Genomic DNA, 14,611 nt, shown 5'->3' on the forward strand with positions numbered 1-14,611 from the left:
ACGGAAACACCCAGCTCTCTGGCCAGTGCCTTCTTCGGGGTGAAATGCAAAAGCCCCTCGCAGGCTTGCTGTCTCATTTCTTGCGTTATGTGCATGGTGTGGACTCTGTATGTGTCCAAAAAATCCATACCACTTCAAACACTTCAGAAAAAAAAGCCCGCGGTGCTTTGGCATCGCGGGCTGGAACAACAATCGGACGCGGCATGCTTGCATTAGTAATGACGACCCGCTAAGCGGACGGACATTCCAATACAGCCCCTCGGAAGCGCCCGATGTCGACGCACGCCTTGCCGACTCAAGTGAGTCGGAAGGAGGAATTGATCCAATAAGAATTCTAGGCACTTTCAACTAGTGCACCATAAGGATAATCCCTGCTGAAAACGTATTCAGTGCAAAGTATGGAGCTGCTCAATTGTTCATTGAGCTTAGTGAAAACGACGATCGGTAAGGTATTTTGCGTTTTCTTGTTTTCGGCGGGATTCACTGAGGAGTAGAGAGAGACATTCGGGTTAACGATTGATTATCGAATTCCGTAGCAAAGAAAGATCCAAATGCCGTGGTGTGCAAGGAGTTTAGAAGGATTCAGGAGGTGATTTTTGAGCACGACGCGCCTGTCAAGACCTCTTTAGGTGGAGGCGGAGGTCAAACTGACCTGTTATAGTTGAAGGCAATTTAAAAAAATCAAATACAACATATGGTTGTAAAAATTTAACTTTATAACTATAGATTGTATTTATTGTTGAATAAGATTGTTTTGGGGATGTGCGTAATGACTGAATCTCTCCCTCTGCATCTCATCAAGCGTGATGGAGCCGTGCGGGACTTTGATGCGGAAAAAATTGTGCAGGCAGTAGTCAAAGCGGGGCTGGCCACGCAGGAATTCGATGCTGCACGAGCGCGTGAGATTGTTCAGACATATGTGTTGCCTCGTCTCATGAAGCACGATGCTGCACGTACTCCCACGATCGAATGGGTACAAGATGCTGTTGAGCACGGACTCTACGAAGCGGGGTGTTTTCCAACGCTGCGTGCTTATATCGTCTATCGCGAATCACGGGCGAAGGCTCGTGATGCGAAGAAGAGCTGGGTCAATGTTGAAAGCTCAATCAACGAATATTTGGATCGACAGGATTGGCGCGTTCATGCCAATGCCAATCAGGGCTACTCACTGGGCGGTCTCATACTGAATGTTGCCGGCAAAGTTGTAGCCAACTATTGGCTCAATTTTGTCTATCCGCCGGAAGTGGGACGTGCGCATCGAGAGGCCGATATTCACGTACACGATCTTGATATGCTCTCGGGCTACTGTGCCGGTTGGTCGCTTAGGACGCTTCTTCAGGAAGGTCTGAACGGCGTGGCGGGCAAGATTGAAGCTGATCCTCCGAAGCATCTCTCTTCTGCAACGGGACAGATCGTCAATTTTTTGGGGACCATGCAGAATGAATGGGCTGGTGCACAGGCATTCTCGTCATTTGACACTTACCTTGCGCCGTACATCCGCAAAGACAATCTGCCCTACCGTGAAGTTCTGCAGAGCATTCAGGAACTGATCTACAACCTGAATGTTCCTTCACGGTGGGGGACGCAAACCCCATTTACAAATCTGACCTTTGATTGGACCTGCCCGGAAGATCTCCGTCAACAGCACCCGGTGATCGGCGGAGAGACCATGCCCTTTACATACGGCGAGCTTCAGCCGGAAATGGACATGATTAACCGTGCCTACATTGAAGTCATGATGAAGGGAGATGCCAAAGGGCGCGTTTTTACGTTCCCAATCCCCACTTACAACATCACGCCGGATTTTGATTGGGAAAGCGAAAACTCGCTTCAGCTCTTTGATATGACGGCTCGATATGGGCTTCCTTATTTCCAGAATTTCATTAATTCGGAATTGAAGCCCAATATGATCCGGTCGATGTGCTGCCGGCTCCAGTTAGACCTTCGTGAACTGCTCAAGCGCGGCAATGGTCTTTTTGGTTCCGCGGAACAGACAGGGTCTGTGGGTGTGGTAACGATCAACTGCGCACGGTTGGGCTACCTCTTTAAGCACGATAAAGAGCATCTCTACGAGCGCCTCAGCTATCTGCTTGAGCTAGCCAAAACAAGTCTTGAGATTAAGCGAAAAGAAATTCAGCGTCATATTGACGGCGGTCTTTTCCCATACACCAAGCGCTATCTGGGAACGCTGCGCAATCACTTCTCGACCATTGGCGTCAACGGTATCAATGAGATGATCCGTAATTTCACGGACGATAAGGAAGACATTACGACAGAAGCGGGACACGCTTTTGCGCTTGAGTTTCTCGACTATGTGCGAGCCAAGCTTGTGAGTTTTCAGGAAGAAACGGATCATATGTACAACCTGGAGGCAACGCCAGCCGAAGGCACGACGTACCGTTTTGCCAAGGAAGACAAGAAGCGCTTCCCGCAGATCCTTCAAGCAGGGACGCCCTCGAATCCTTATTACACCAACAGTTCTCAGCTTCCCGTGAACTTCACGGACGATCCGTTTGAGGCGTTGGAACGTCAGGACGATCTGCAGCGTAAATATACGGGCGGTACAGTTCTCCACCTTTATATGAATGAGGCGGTGTCGAGTCCGCAAGCCTGCCGTGAACTTGTGCGCCGCACACTCACAAATTTCCGACTGCCCTACATTACAGTGACGCCGACCTTCTCGATTTGTCCGAAGCACGGTTACCTCTCTGGGCGACATGACTTCTGCCCGAAGTGTGATGCTGAATTGATTGCCAAGAAGCGCAGCGAATATCAAAAGGCAGAAAAAGAACGGGCGGTAGCCAGCTGACAACATCTGGTGTAATCGTTGCTGCTTCAATACTATTAATTGTTGCTATTTAAAAAATGAATGCTTGCGGGAAGAGGATCTTGCTATAGTTCTTTTTCCTGCTTTAAGCAGATATCACAAGTGAGGGAATGCTCATGACTGAAGCTAAAAATACGATCGAACTCAAAGATTCCGAGCGTCAGCCCTGCGAAGTGTGGACGCGGGTGATGGGTTACCACCGCCCCGTGCAAAGCTTCAATATTGGCAAAAAGGGGGAGTTTGAAGAGCGCGTCTGTTTCACGGAAGGTGCGGCGACTCACCACGGAGAAATTCATCGTCCTTGCTGCGGCAAGTAAAAACATCAATAGGGCACAATTGAATTAACCGTGATGGCGGAGCTTTATTCTTCAGCGCCTCAGTCAAGGCCTGTCGTCGAGATTTTTCCGCAAGATTCCGATACAGGTCATACCTCGGCCGAGGCGCTCCGTATTGCAGCCATCACGCCTTTTACCACGATTGACTATCCTGGCAAGTTGTCAGCGGTAGCTTTCGTTCAAGGCTGCCCGTGGCGCTGTATTTATTGCCAGAATCCTTGGATGCAGCCCAAGGATTTTGATCCGTCGCTTTCACATGAGTCATGGCACAGGCTCGAAGAACTGCTGAAGCGGCGCAGGGGACTTTTGGACGCAGTGGTTTTTTCGGGCGGGGAACCGACCGTTGATCCGGTGCTGCCGGACGCTGTTGCTCGTGTCAAAGCAATGGGTTTTAAAGTAGGACTGCATACCGGCGGCATTATCCCTGCGCGTCTCGCACGTGTACTGCCAATGCTGGATTGGGTAGGTATTGATGTTAAAGCCCCGCCCACGGATGCTGTGCTCTACGAACGTGTAACGGGGCGTACTCATGCGGCTCTGCACTTTCTTGAAGCTTTTCGAATGCTTCAAAAGGCCGGGATTCCATTTGAATGTCGAACCACCGCTCACCCTGACTATCTTCCCAATACGAAACTTTTAGAGCTTGCTGTCTGGCTTAAGTCTGAACGGGTTGATACTTTCGCCTTACAGATCTATCGTCGGCCAAGAGGGATCTTTGCAACATTGCCAGCTGTTGGAAGTGACTATCCGAATGAATTGGTTGTTTCAGCGCTTAAAGGGGCTGTGAAAACATTCATTGAACGCCGTTGACGTGAATGCGCCAAGACGACTCATGACGCGTTGAGCGGCAAAAAAACGGCAGAACTCAAATCTGAGTCTGCCGCTCGGATCATCCAACTTCAAGCCGCTGATGTGGGCGGCTTATGAAAGGCTGGATTACTTGGTCTCGTTGATGAGCTCCTTGAAGGAAGTGCCAGGTACGAATTTCGGCTTCTTCGTGCCGGGAATGCGGATCGATTCGCCCGTGGAGGGATTGCGGCCGGTGCGCGGCGCACAGTCGACGGCCTTGAAGGTGCCGAAGCCGATCAGCGTTACGGATTCACCGCAGCGCACGGCCGAAATGATTTCTTCGAGGGCGCTCACGATAATGCGGTCAACCTCGGCTTTCGAGGCCGTATTGCGGGCGGCGACGCGGTCTACGAGTTCAAGACGGTTCATAAGAATCCTTGTGTAAAAGCGATGTTTTTGTATTGTTCCGCCTAACAGGTCTCGGGGTGGCTTCAGGCAGCATGAAGAATGTGGTATGCGAAGGAGTCAACCCTACACGCTATAAACATGTCGGGTGGGGCGCCTCTGGGGCTCCGCGCTGACCGGCAGAGCTTCGCATATGTCTACTGTATCACTCGCGCGCGGCGTTTGAGAACTTTCAGAAGAGGAATCAACCGCATCTGCTGCAGACAGAGATCGATATGATCGGCTGTTTGGCCGTGATTGTGCTCTGTTGAACGTTCAAAAGTATGTTTTTTTGTGCATCAGGAAACACATAATACCCACTAATTGGTATGAGATAAACCCTTATGTTTAGGATGGCTGTCCGAACGATTTTGTTTAGTAACAAGCAAACAAAATTCTTTTACAAGAAAAACAAAGAATCCCCTTCTAAGGGTTGATACGGAGTGCGACAATATCCATGTCGCAAGTGATTGCGGCAAATGTTTCGGGTAACCGAGACATCTCCTTTGGTGGTATTTCGAGTCATTGCATCTGCATCGAGCGGACAACAGCGCATATGCTGACGTCCCATTGCGGGGCATTCGGCTGAAGGAGGCCTCCCTTGAGTTTTTCTCTGAGTGAGCCTTCAGCCGGATACCTCGGTCGAAAGAGGCAATGACTCTTTTTTTTGTCTAAATTTTTTGCCGAGAAGAGCCTTGGGAGCGCAGTTCTAGCGTTCGGAGCGAGGTATCAGCTTCTCGAGAAAAGTCTTCGAATCCTTGATGCGCAAAAGCGAGCGCTGCACTCGCTTCTCCTGAAGAGGCAGCTGTCTTTCAAGAATTTTTGCTGTGGCAGCAGCATTTTCGTTGCCCATTTTGGCTGCACGCATAAACAGCGCCCAAGCGCGAGCCGGCGAGTAGGCGAGACCGTTTCCCGTCATGAGAAAACCAGCCAGCATTGCCGCGGCTTTGGCGGAACCGCCTTCTGCAGCGCGGCAGAGCCAACGAACAGCCTCGCGCTGATCGACTTTGCCGCCGATACCAGACCAGTTCGCTACTCCAATGCGGAACTGAGCATCCACAATGCCGGAGAAAGCTGCTTCTCGCATCCATTTGCGGGCCGCTGCTGGATCGCGTTCACTCACCTCTCGGCGCCGAAGCAGCTCAGCGAGCTCATACTGCGCTTCCGGGATACCTGCTTTGGCGGCCTCAGTGAAATATTTTTCCGCTTGCCGATGGTCCGTATTGAATATTGCTTGGTGCGTATTCTGCGGGGATAGGGCAGTGCTTTCGTTGAGAGTCTGTTTGTTTTCGGAATGGACGGATGGGCTCTCACCGTCGCGCAGGATGCGCGCTGCTTCCAGAGCACTTTGCTCATCGCCCTGAGCAGCAGCCAAACGCAGCCAGTAAAGTGCTTTTGCTGTATTAACGCTGGTTCCGATACCGTCGAGCAGAGCGTGTGCAAGATCGGCTTGAGCGGCTTTAGAGCCTCGATAAGCTGCGGATTCAAGGAGCTCTACGCCTTTAGTGAGGTCTTGGGACAGGCCTTGACCGCGCAGGTGAAGCAATGCCAGCAGATGCAGTCCGGTTGCCGAGCCCGCAGCCGCAGCATGACGCAGAAGGATCAATGCGCGGCGATTCTTGCGGGCGTTGGGTGCTTCGGTCAGCAGGCGGCGAGCCAATTCAGCCTGACTTTCCGGATCTCCGGCGCGTGCTCGCGCTTCCATCTCGTTGAGGCGTCGAATAGCTTCTTCGCCGGAAAGCGGCCGCGGTCGAGCCACGCCGCCAAGAAGATCCAGCACCGGTTCGGTGAAAGCTTGTGGCTGCGGGATGGGGAACCGTTCGTCCGGTTGCTTTGGCATCAGGTGTTAAGAGTGAGACTGGTTCGTCGTATCCGCTGCCGGCGCATGGGTTGCCGCAGGCGACGTTGTGTCTTGGTGCTCCGGCGCTGTTGTTGCATTCTTGTCGTCCGGAGCCGGAAGCGGTTCGATAACAGGTTTGTCAGAACCCTCTGGGATACGGATGACGACACCATTTTCGGGGGCCGATTGGTTGAGGGGTTCTATACCGGCCAAAGACAGCCCCAAGGCCATGGTGAAGCTGATAAGACCGTAGAAGAGCCACCCTGCGGCGCCGAGAATCATCGGGCGTCCGATCGGTAGACTGTCATAGTTCTTCCCATAGGTTTGGTTGACAAAGGCCAGTTGGCGCCAACCGTTTGTGAGCATCCACGAGCCCCAGAGCACGATTAGGAAATAAGGGCCAAGCCAATTGGCAATCTCTTCATTGCGAAAGAGTGCCTGCAGAACCAAATAGACAACAATGAGCCAAACAGTGGAGCGAACCCAGACGCGGCTTGCTCTGGCATTCTCAGGAATACCCATCTCTTCCCAATTGCGTGCTTGCAAAAGTGCCCCAAAAATCGGAGTGAAGAGCAGAGCGCAGGCGCAGACAAGCTTGGGGTTGTATAGCTTCGGGCGGGAGGGAGACATGACGTGAAAACTATTGAAAGTGTGCCGCACATCAAACAAGTCAGCGTGCAGCTTTGTGACGGGAGGATTCTAGCCGACGAGTATCTCTCGATCGATTCCCCACCCTCAGACGGATGAAGCAAATAGTGAACAAACAGAAGCTGGGGGGACTGCTTCCAAAGCGTTTGACCAACAGCATTGGACGACAATGGTGAGGAAAAACGAGAGTTTTTCATACGGCCTATTGAGACGACAGCTGCACTGTGTTTGCGCTAATCTCAGAAGATCTAAATTCGAGAGGAAGTAGATGTCGATTATTCGTCGCGCCTTTGCCGTTGGTTTTTGCGCCAGTATCTTCCTGCTCGGCGGCTGCACCACTAATGTTCAGCAGCCGGCTGACTTGTCGGCCCGTTCGCATGATCCACGAGGATTGATTTCAGGTCTGCCTGCTGCCGGTGAAGCCGTATGTCTGACGGCTGCTTCAGATCACTCACCAACGATTGACATTGCAGTGCGTCAGGCGCTGCGCGATCGTGGATACAAAGCTGTGATGTTGTCGGCTCAGGAAAGTCCGCGGCCAAAACAGTGCCGCTTTTTAGTTGCTGTTTCGGGACGTGGCGCAATGCTGCCGGGAGATCCGCCGTCCATGGTGGCGCTTGACTATCGTGACCTCTATACGGGAGAGACGCAGCGTGCGGTTTGGAAACTCGATCGGGCTGCTACAGCTTGGAGACGAGCTTCTGCAGATTCAAACGGAGTGCCTTACCGAACGGATGTGCAGAATCTGCTTGTGACCCCTGCTGTTGGCGACTTTGAATTGATTTTGCGTGATCTCGTCGATCAGCTGTTCCCTGCGGTTCGATGATTCATTTGGGATTGCTGGGCCAGGCACCGGTGAAATCTGAATTTTGGAACGCCCCTTCTCCAAGAATCAGAAGGGCGATTAGGAAAACCTTTGTGCTTGAATACATAAACACTATGGCAGTTGATAGGACTGCAGCGCTAGTATTCATAATGAGGTACTTTAGGCCTTGAGCAGCTCAAAAACGGTTGGCTGGGACAGTCCTCTCAGGGAAACCTTGTTCAAACGTTTCAGGCCTCTCAATCCGGTTCTATGTGCAGTTTGCTATACGGCGGTATGTGGGCATTTTCTCTTTTGCGCGCTTCTGATGCGCAAAGTGCCTATGCAGACCAGACGGCAATGGAACTGGCAACTCATCCTCATTCGAGGCTCTCATGGAAGAAAAGAAAGAAAGCGTGAACGTTTCGCCCGACCCCAGCGAACAACGCGCTCCCCTCAGCCCCTCTGCAGATGAGGCACAAGCTGCCTCAGCAGGATCTGCGCCTATGGATCCGGCCAAGTGTGGCGCGCACGAGATTCACTGCATCGAGCAAGAAGCTGAACTCGCTGAAGCTCGTGTGCGGGAACGCGTGCGTACGGAAGCTGCAGAAGCTGAAAGGGCGTTGGACAACGCTGCTCATTGCGCTTCAGCGGAACAGAAAAGTGTATTGTCTGAGGAGCAGCCAGATAAAGCCCAAAACACTCGGCTGAGCTCAGCAAAGTCGCCGGCACCGAGTGATGAGCAAGCGGTATTAGAAGCACAGAATTCCGCCAACTGGAAGATGACGCTCGTCATTCTCACCACGGCATCGGTTCTAATGAGTTTGAGCTATACGATGCTCATTCCGTTTCTGCCGATGTACCTGCTCGAAGAACTTCATGTTGCGCAGGAAGACGTCAATCTTTGGTCTGGTCTGGTTTTTTCGGTTTCATTCCTGATTTCCGGGGTGATGGCGCCAATCTGGGGGGCGCTTGCCGATAAGCGTTCAAAGAAAATGATGGCTGTTCGTGCGGCAGCGCTGCTCGCTATCAGCTATGGGCTTGGCGGCATTGTGCAAAACGAGTGGCAGCTTTTGGCCATGCGTGCATTTCAGGGGTTTGCCGCAGGGCTTTGGCCCGCTTGTCTGGCGATTTTGTCTTCGAGCGTACCTAAAACAAAATTAGGCTTTGCGTTGGGGACCATGCAGGGCGGTCTGACGGCCGGCGGTGTGATCGGCCCATTGGTCGGCGGCATTCTTGCCGAGGCATTCGGCATGCGTGCGACATTTTTCCTCGGTGCGGCTGCGCTGCTGACGATTACCGTACTCATTATTTTTAAGATCAAGGAACCCCAAAAACGACGTCAGCCGCAAAGCGGGACGAATTCACCGCGGCAGAAGACCAATCTTCTTCGTATTCCGGTTGTGCAGCGAATGCTCATTACTGCCGGCGTAGTACAGATGACGATTCTTTTTCAGCAGCCGATCATGCCGCTTTATGTGGCTGAGCTCCAGGGGAGCATGGATCGCATCGTGCTCGTAACCGGCATTCTTTTTTCGGCGGTGGGTCTCTCTGGCGTCTTTGCGTCTCCGGTTTGGGGGATTGCGGGACAAAAATGGGGGTACCGACCGGTGCTTTATTCCGCACTCCTTGGCACGACGATATTCGGCGTGATCCAGGCCATTCCGAATGATCTCTGGCAGTTTGGCTTCTGGCGCTTCATCGGCGGTCTGGCCTTTGCAGGTATTTTCCCCGCTATCAACGCAGTGCTGACAAATTCAACGGAACCCGAGGATCGCGGCCGAATTTTTGGTCTTTCGTATGCTGCCCAGCAAATCGGCAGCGTCATAGGGCCGATTGCCGGCGGTGCACTCGGCATGTGGCTCGGACTCAAATTCGTCATTTTCTTCTCGGGCATCTTGCTCTTGCCGATGCTGATCTGGCTCTATCTCAAACGCCCGAAAGTTGAGGCAAGCACGGCTGGGAATGCGAAGTCGCTTTGAGCTGTGCGCACAAAAAAGTCCTTTGATTCTCACGAGGGAGATGCAAAAACGCTCTTTACGGCTGCATAGAGCTTTTTTTAAAATTGCGGCTTTCGCTAATAAGAAGATTGCCTTATCAAAACTTTAAACGGATTTGATGGACGGCCCCTCCTTTTGCGGGCGCAGCGTTGAAATGCGGCGCCTGCAGGAGGCAAAGAATGAGACGCAACTGCTGTGGAACTCTTTGTTTATACCCTCTTAGGACTCTTGGCGGCGCTTGCCTGCTGTGACCTTTTCGTCGGCGTTTCCAATGACGCTTCGAATTTCCTTAATTCTGCCGTTGGTTCCAGAACGGCTCCGTTCTGGGTCATTCTCGCCGTGGCAAGTGTCGGCGTGATTTTAGGGGCAACCTTCAGCTCCGGGATGATGGAGATAGCCAAGACGGGCGTGTTTGTTCCGGAAATGCTGTCCTTCAAGGAAGTGATGGTGATTTTTTGTGCAGTAATGGTGACGGACGTCCTGCTGCTCAATACTTTCAACTCTCTAGGGCTGCCCACCTCTACTACCGTTTCCATCGTTTTTGAACTCCTCGGCGGCACCATTGCGGTGGCCTGCTGGAAGATTTGGGCAAACGGTTATCCGCTCACTGACCTTGGCCTATACGTCAATTCGGGCAAGGCGCTGGCAATGATTATGGGCATTCTGGCATCCGTAGTCATTGCATTTTTTACGGGGCTTATCCTGCAGTACTTCCTTCGACTGCTGTTTACTTTCAGCTACGAGAAAATTTACCGGTGGCTGGGCGGCACGTTGGGCGGCATTGCACTTACCTCCATTCTCTACTTCCTGGTGGTGAAGGGCGCACGCGGCGCAAGCTTCATGCATCCGGAATGGATTGAGTGGATTGAAACGCACACGAGCATCATTCTGATCTCTTCATTTGCGTTTTTTACGGTTATTTTTCAGGCTCTGATTCTCTTCTTTCGAATGAACATCTTTCCCGTGATCATCCTCGCGGGAACATTTGCACTGGCCTTTGCTTTTGCCGGCAACGACTTGGTGAATTTTGTGGGTGTTCCGGTAGCGGCCATGGACAGCGTGATGCTCTGGAAGGCCCAACCCGGCATGGATCCCGGCATGATGATGGGCGGACTGCGCGATGTGAAAGTCACGCCTACAGTCATTCTCGGTGCTTCCGGCCTCATTATGTGCTTAACGCTTTGGTTCTCTAAGAAGGCTCACCGTGTTATTCAGACGGCGGTGAATCTCTCGTCAGCCACTCGCGGCGGCAAGGAGCAGTTTGGTTCGTCGCTCCCGGCGCGCTTGATCGTTCGCAGTGCCATTCAGATGAATGAAGTTATTCATCAGATGCTGCCGAAGTCTGTTTTCAGTGCTATAGACTCACGCTTTGTGAAGCGTAAACTTCCGCCTGGAGAAGTTGAACCTCCATTTGATGAACTGCGGGCGAGCGTGAATCTTGTTTTAGCCGCCATTCTGATTTCAACAGCTACGAGCATGAAGCTCCCGCTCTCGACCACTTACGTTACGTTTATGGTCGCAATGGGATCTTCTTTGGCTGATCGTGCTTGGGATCGTGAAAGTGCGGTCTACCGTATTTCGGGTGTGCTGACCGTCATTTCCGGATGGTTCATGACGGCTTTCTCTGCGGCTACGGCCTGCGGTTTCGTCGCTACTTTGATGTGCTGGCTCGGCAGCCCGATGATGATCCTCGGCATGATCACTGCTTTTGCGATCATTGTGCGCACCAATTTATTGAGCAAGCAGCCTGAGGCGGTAGTGGAGGAAGCCAAGCATGTCTATAAAGGCGATCAGAATTCGATACGTGAATTGCTGACAACTTCGGTTAACCACAATCTGGACCTGACACTCACGCTTTATTCCGAAGGTCTTGAAGCCTTCCTGCGGGAGGACTATGAGCGTTTGGGTGAACTGAAAAATCAAGCCGTAACGCTTTACGACGAAATCATGCTTCGGCGCGGCGATTATTACAGTATGGCTTTGCAGGGGGGCGGCGCTAAACGCGACTATGACGCGCGAAACTTCTATTACCGCGCCTTTACAAGCATGAAGGAAGTGGGGCATGCATTAAGAGATCAGCTGGGCGTGGCGGAAAATTATGTTGCCAACAGCCATTCTCCTTTCCGCGGGCAGATGCGTGAGAACACCATTCTTTTGGCAAAGGATCTGCAGCTTGTGCGTGACAACTTTACCCCGCAAGCCTGCACACGCATTCTGGGTATGCTTGACGAAGCTCAGCAGAGCTTCCTCGTGCAAATCGGCACGGAACAGATCTCACTTCGTAAGAGCGAGCTTTATTTGGGCTATCTGCTTTTTGCCCGTGAAGTGCTTAACCGCTACATGATGGTGAAGCTTCTGCAGACGGAGCTGGAAGCTGCTGCGGCGAAGACTGCTGCAGTAGAGGCGGCAAATGCCAAACTGGCCGATCGAGCGCTCGAAGAAGGCCGCAAGTAGCAGTCAGCAAAGTCTCCTTCTTGATGCGCCTCAAGCGGTCTGGGTGGTCCTTGAGGCGCTTTGCATTGGGGAACTGGGTACAGCTTCTTAAAATCCCTCAAGCACATTCGTCCAATGGCAAATGCCGCGGACATCTTTATTTCTTCCTTCCATTTCAATCATGATGCCTCAGGCAACTCAGACGATTCCCCGCCGTCCTTTGATCGGAGTGACGGGCGGTCTCAATGAAAAGGGCTTCCTCAATATCCGCAATGGTTATATGCAGTCCGTTGTTCGTGCGGGCGGCATCCCTGTGCTGTTGCCTCTTGATGCACCTGAAGAAATTCTTCGTGATGCATTCGAGCGCATGGACGGGGTTTTGATTTCAGGCGGGGCAGATATCGATCCTGCGCTCTACGGTGAGGAAACGCTGCCGGAATGCGGAGCGCTAGACCCGGCTCGGGATCGTCAGGAAATGCTGATGGCTAAATGGTCGCGCAGTGCTGGAAAGCCGGCATTAGGCATCTGCCGAGGCTGTCAGGTGATGAATGTGGCTGCGGGCGGCACGCTCGTGCAAGATATTGCATCGACCTATCATATTTCGAAGGATGTTCATTCTCAGCCTGAAGACTATGCCGTTACGACTCATTGGGTGGATTTGGTCCCCGGGACACTCGCCGCTGACGTCATGGGCTGTGAGGAGGTTCGCGTCAACAGCCGCCACCATCAGTGCGTGAAGGATCTCGCTCCCGGCATGGTACTGGACGGCAGAAGCCGCGACGACGGCATTATTGAAAGTTTCCACGATCCTAAACATCCTTTTTACCTCGCAGTGCAGTGGCATCCGGAAATGCTTTCGGCAGATCGTCCAGAGGCCTTGGCGCTCTTTGAAGCGCTTGTGCGCAAATCTCAGGAGATACGGGATCAGCAATCTGCATAACAGATGAAGATCTGTTTGAAGGTCTATGAAAAACGGCGCATTTCTCTCGCGAGAATGCGCCGTCTGCATTTAGGCGCTATTGCTTAGGGATTAAGGGTTAGAAGTCAAATTTAGGATCAGAACATTCTTGAATATTCCTGTGATGCAGCTATCCCGCCTCTTTTTTTGTCGACATTTGAGTTTCAAAATGCAAGACAAGCAGAGCATCTCATCTTGTTTGTGAGCGGGGACCCGCTCATTCCCGCCGACAAGCGCCGGATGCTCGATGAGGAGAATATTGCAATGACAATGGCGTACAACTTCATGTCGGCCTTCGTGGCCTGTTTGGTCATCATCCTATTGGGTGAATGGCTCGCAAAACTGACCAAGGGCTGGATTCCTTCAGTCTTTATTTCGGCAGTCATTATTCTGTGCTGCTTCTGGACGTTTCTTCCGAAGACCGTCGTTGCAGACTCGAAGCTGCTGCCCGTTGGCAGTTCTGTCGCCATCTTTTTGCTGATCGCCCATATGGGGACGCTCTTTAGCCTCAAGCGTTTGCTTGAGCAGTGGAAAACCGTCGTGATCTGTCTGGCCGGTTTGGCCGGTATGTGCGGTCTTGCTTGGGTGGTTTGTCCGCTCTTCATGGATAAAGCGCTGGTGATCACCGGTTTGCCCCCGCTCGCCGGCGGCATCGTTGCGACGACCATTATGCAAAAGGCGGCTAATGATCTTGGGCTCACGTCAGCAGCCGTATTTGCCATTTCCATGTACTGTATTCAGGGCTTTGCCGGCTACCCGCTTACGGCAGTCTGTCTCAAACGCGAAGCTCAGCGCTTGCTGAAGGACTATCGAGAAGGCCGAGTTGAAGGGACCAGCAAGGACGCCACTAAGATTGTGGCTGAATCTATTGCGCTGCCCGACGGCGGCACACGCGCAGGCTTGCTCGCTACTCCAGCCTCCTGGAATACGCCGTTTTTCATCCTCTTGAAGCTCGCGATTGTCGGTTGGATCGCCTTCGTGCTTGGCATGCTCACGCCGGTCAACGGGGCCATCTGGGCATTGGTGATGGGCGTCGTCTTCTGCCGCCTCGGTTTTCTTGAACCGGATGTGCTCTCCCATACGGGGTCGAAGGACTTCCTTTTCCTCGCTTTGATCATGTTCGTGTACTCCGGCTTGGCCGACTGCACGCCGTCCATGCTCTTTGACTTGATTGGACCGATGCTTACGCTGATCGTCGTAGGTCTGATTGGTATGGGCATCGTGGCCGCAATTGTCGGCCGCATTCTGCGCATCTCGCCCTACCTTGGCTTTGCCAACTGCCTGACGGCTCTCTACGGATTCCCGTTCGATGCCATCATGACTGAAAAGATCTGCAACGATGAAGGGGCGACCAAGGATGAAGTGGACTATCTGATGAGCCGGCTCTTCCCGTCGATGATTGTGGGCGGTTTCATCACGGTGACGATCACCTCTGTGCTGCTCGCCGGTTTCTTTGTGAAGCTGCTTTAACCCATCTGCCATCTTTGCCGTGCGCTCTGCGGCATATAGTGGAATCCATTATTTTTGAGCGAAGG

The 14,611-nt window shown here is 52.5% G+C and carries 12 protein-coding genes; 9 read left to right on the forward strand and 3 right to left on the reverse strand.

What is annotated here, in order from left to right:
- From DES29_RS12560 to DES29_RS05405, 4 genes are all read left to right on the forward strand, one after another.
- On the forward strand, nt 1-233 hold a 233-nt coding region (locus tag DES29_RS12560; protein WP_211309883.1), incomplete at its 5' end, for a hypothetical protein.
- 536 nt (nt 234-769) lie between these two features.
- Nucleotides 770-2,809, forward strand: coding sequence for a ribonucleoside triphosphate reductase (locus DES29_RS05395; protein ID WP_005431111.1), 2,040 nt, complete (start codon nt 770-772; stop codon nt 2,807-2,809).
- A gap of 128 nt (nt 2,810-2,937) precedes the next feature.
- Nucleotides 2,938-3,144 (forward strand): anaerobic ribonucleoside-triphosphate reductase, encoded by a 207-nt coding sequence (gene nrdD, locus DES29_RS05400; protein WP_005431110.1) that lies wholly within the window; start codon nt 2,938-2,940, stop codon nt 3,142-3,144.
- Nucleotides 3,145-3,285: 141 nt separating this feature from the next.
- On the forward strand, nt 3,286-3,972 hold the full coding sequence (locus tag DES29_RS05405) for an anaerobic ribonucleoside-triphosphate reductase activating protein (RefSeq protein ID WP_279123890.1): 687 nt from the start codon (nt 3,286-3,288) through the stop codon (nt 3,970-3,972).
- Between the two features lie 126 nt (nt 3,973-4,098).
- Here DES29_RS05405 and DES29_RS05410 read toward each other — a convergent pair whose 3' ends face one another.
- From DES29_RS05410 to DES29_RS05420, 3 genes are all read right to left on the reverse strand, one after another.
- Nucleotides 4,099-4,380, reverse strand: a complete 282-nt coding sequence (locus DES29_RS05410) for an HU family DNA-binding protein (protein WP_005431107.1) — start codon at nt 4,378-4,380, stop codon at nt 4,099-4,101.
- Between the two features lie 724 nt (nt 4,381-5,104).
- Complete coding sequence (locus tag DES29_RS05415; protein WP_021994854.1) at nt 5,105-6,235, reverse strand: tetratricopeptide repeat protein; 1,131 nt, start codon at nt 6,233-6,235, stop codon at nt 5,105-5,107.
- Between the two features lie 6 nt (nt 6,236-6,241).
- A complete protein-coding gene (locus DES29_RS05420; protein WP_021994855.1) occupies nt 6,242-6,865 on the reverse strand; it encodes a hypothetical protein in 624 nt (207 codons plus the stop codon).
- A gap of 286 nt (nt 6,866-7,151) precedes the next feature.
- Here DES29_RS05420 and DES29_RS05425 point away from each other — a divergent pair, with 286 nt between their 5' ends.
- The 5 genes from DES29_RS05425 (at nt 7,152) to DES29_RS05445 (ending at nt 14,546) form a co-directional block, all read left to right on the forward strand.
- Nucleotides 7,152-7,709, forward strand: coding sequence for a YajG family lipoprotein (locus tag DES29_RS05425; protein WP_016473818.1), 558 nt, complete (start codon nt 7,152-7,154; stop codon nt 7,707-7,709).
- A gap of 371 nt (nt 7,710-8,080) precedes the next feature.
- Entirely contained in the window at nt 8,081-9,667 is a 1,587-nt protein-coding gene (locus tag DES29_RS05430; protein WP_046446097.1) for an MFS transporter, read from the forward strand.
- 213 nt (nt 9,668-9,880) lie between these two features.
- Nucleotides 9,881-12,139 carry an inorganic phosphate transporter gene (locus DES29_RS05435; RefSeq protein WP_021994858.1) on the forward strand — a complete coding sequence of 753 codons (2,259 nt, stop codon included), beginning with the start codon at nt 9,881-9,883 and terminating at the stop codon, nt 12,137-12,139.
- 160 nt (nt 12,140-12,299) lie between these two features.
- Nucleotides 12,300-13,058, forward strand: coding sequence for a gamma-glutamyl-gamma-aminobutyrate hydrolase family protein (locus DES29_RS05440; protein WP_016473821.1), 759 nt, complete (start codon nt 12,300-12,302; stop codon nt 13,056-13,058).
- A 282-nt stretch (nt 13,059-13,340) separates the two neighbouring features.
- The gene (locus DES29_RS05445) at nt 13,341-14,546 is read left to right on the forward strand and encodes a hypothetical protein (protein ID WP_016473822.1); all 1,206 of its coding nucleotides are present in this window, start codon (nt 13,341-13,343) and stop codon (nt 14,544-14,546) included.
- Nucleotides 14,547-14,611: the final 65 nt, after the last annotated feature.

The organism is Sutterella wadsworthensis (assembly GCF_003315195.1).
GTDB classification, from domain to species: Bacteria; Pseudomonadota; Gammaproteobacteria; order Burkholderiales; family Burkholderiaceae_F; genus Sutterella; species Sutterella wadsworthensis.